2 protein-coding genes are annotated in these 2,151 nt (G+C 71.1%); one reads left to right on the plus strand and one right to left on the minus strand.

Annotated elements, in window-relative coordinates; all coding sequences use genetic code 11:
• Positions 1–105: 105 nt before the first annotated feature.
• Positions 106–888 (minus strand): isoprenyl transferase, encoded by a 783-nt coding sequence (locus FNX44_RS26375; RefSeq protein WP_143651491.1) that lies wholly within the window; start codon positions 886–888, stop codon positions 106–108.
• 140 nt (positions 889–1,028) lie between these two features.
• On the opposite strand from FNX44_RS26375, the gene mgrA reads away from it, so the two are divergent.
• Positions 1,029–2,108, plus strand: coding sequence for an L-glyceraldehyde 3-phosphate reductase (gene mgrA / locus FNX44_RS26380; RefSeq protein ID WP_143651492.1), 1,080 nt, complete (start codon positions 1,029–1,031; stop codon positions 2,106–2,108).
• Positions 2,109–2,151: the final 43 nt, after the last annotated feature.

Here is a 2,151-nt window from a genome sequence, read left to right on the forward strand (position 1 = left end):
GGCCGGGCGGGAAGCGGATGCTGGGTCGGGTTGGGCGAGCCGGCGCGGCTCACGGCCCCTCGCGGCTCACGGCCGACCCGGCCGGCCTTGCCGGCCTTGCCGGCCTCAGGTGCCGTAGCGGCGGTGGCGCGCGGCGTAGTCGCGCAACGCGCGGAGGAAGTCCACCCGGCGGAAAGCCGGCCAGAAGACGTCGCAGAAGTAGTACTCGGAGTGCGCGCTCTGCCAGAGCATGAAGCCGGACAGCCGCTGTTCGCCGCTGGTGCGGATCACCAGGTCGGGGTCCGGCTGGCCGCTGGTGTAGAGGTGCCGGGCGATGTCCTTCGCCTCCAGCGTCTCGGCCAGTTCGGCGAGCGTGTCGCCGCGCTCGGCGCGTTCGGCGAGCAGCGACCGGACCGCGTCCGTGATCTCCTGTCGGCCGCCGTAGCCGACGGCCACGTTGACGAGTATCCCGGTGTCCCGACCGGCGGACGGCCGGCTGTCCTCGGCTTCCTTCAGCACCCGCTGCATGGTGTCCGGCAGCAGGTCCTTGTTGCCGACGTGGTGGACCCGCCAGCGGCCGTCGGCGGCCAGGTCCCGGACGGTGTCCTCGATGATGCGCAGCAGCGGGTCCAGTTCGACCGCCGGCCGGTCGAGGTTGTCGGTGGACAGCAGCCACAGGGTGACCACCCGGACGTCCGTCTCGGCGCACCAGGTGAGCATTTCGCGGATCTTCTCGGCGCCGGCCCGGTGCCCCTGCTCGGTGGTGCCGCCGGCGGCCTTCGCCCAGCGGCGGTTGCCGTCCAGGATGACGCCGATGTGCGCGGGCACGTGGCTGTGGTCCAGCCTGCCCTCCACCCGGCGGGAGTAGAGCCGGACCACCAGGTCGCGCAGCTTGGCCTTGGCCTTCATCCGAACGATCCGCCTTTCCCTGCCCCCACCCATGTCAAACCCATAGCAGCCTAAGCCACCTCGGGGCCACGCGCGGACCAGGAACCGAACCAGAACCGTCACAGCTCCGTGATAGTCCGGTCCGTGATAGGCCAGGAGGCATGACGGAACCGACTGCCGACTCCCCGCACTACCGCGCCGCCGACTCCCGCTACGCCGGGTACGACGGAGGCGCCGACACCGGTATGCCCTACCGCCGCACCGGCCGCAGCGGCCTGCTCCTCCCCGAGATCTCCCTCGGGCTGTGGCACAACTTCGGCGACGACCGCGCGCTCACCACCCAACGCGGCATCCTCCGCCGGGCGTTCGACCTCGGTGTCACCCACTTCGATCTGGCGAACAACTACGGTCCGCCGCCCGGCTCCGCCGAGCAGAACTTCGGCCGGATCCTCGCCGAGGACTTCCGCCCCTACCGGGACGAGATCGTCGTCTCCACCAAGGCCGGCTATCTGATGCACCCGGGGCCCTACGGTGAATGGGGCTCGCGCAAGTACCTGCTGTCCTCCCTCGACGCGTCGCTGCGCCGGATGGGATTGGACTACGTCGACATCTTCTACTCGCACCGCTTCGACCCCGAGACGCCGCTGGAGGAGACGATGGGCGCGCTGGCGTCCGCCGTCCAGCAGGGCAAAGCGCTGTATGTCGGCCTCTCCTCCTACAACGCCGACCGGACCGCGGAGGCCGTGGCGCTGCTGCGGGAGATGGGCGTCCGGCCGCTGATCCACCAGCCCTCCTACTCGATGCTGAACCGCTGGATCGAGGAGGACTCTCTTCTGGACACCCTGGAGGAGGAGGGCATGGGCTGCATCTGCTTCGCCCCGCTCGCCCAGGGTCTGCTCACCGACCGCTATCTGGCGGGCGTGCCGGAGGGTTCCCGGGCCAGCCAGGGCAAGTCGCTGGACCCCGGTCTGCTGACCGAGGAGGTGCGGCGGCGGCTGCACGGGCTCAACAAGCTCGCCGAGTCGCGCGGCCAGTCGCTGGCCCAGCTGGCGCTCAGCTGGGTGCTGCGGGACCGCCGGGTGACGTCGGCGCTGATCGGGGCGAGCAGCGTGGCGCAGCTGGAGGCGAACGTCGCCGCCGTGCGCGGGCCGGAGCTGACCGAGGAGGAGCTGACCGAGGTGGACCGCTTCGCGGTCTCCACGCCCGGCACCAACATCTGGGCCAGGAGCAGCGAGGACTGAGCCGAGGCGGACGGCGGGGGCGGGAACAGAAAGCGGGCCGGTC

Origin of the sequence: Streptomyces alkaliterrae, assembly GCF_007097205.2 — a bacterium.
GTDB classification, from domain to species: Bacteria; Actinomycetota; Actinomycetes; order Streptomycetales; family Streptomycetaceae; genus Streptomyces; species Streptomyces alkaliterrae.

Bases quoted from the DNA above. Each gene is read 5' to 3' on its own strand.
- FNX44_RS26375 (WP_143651491.1), bottom strand. From the start codon at position 888: ATGAAGGCCAAGGCCAAGCTGCGCGACCTGGTGGTCCGGCTCTACTCC.
- mgrA (WP_143651492.1), top strand. From the start codon at position 1,029: ATGACGGAACCGACTGCCGACTCCCCGCACTACCGCGCCGCCGACTCC.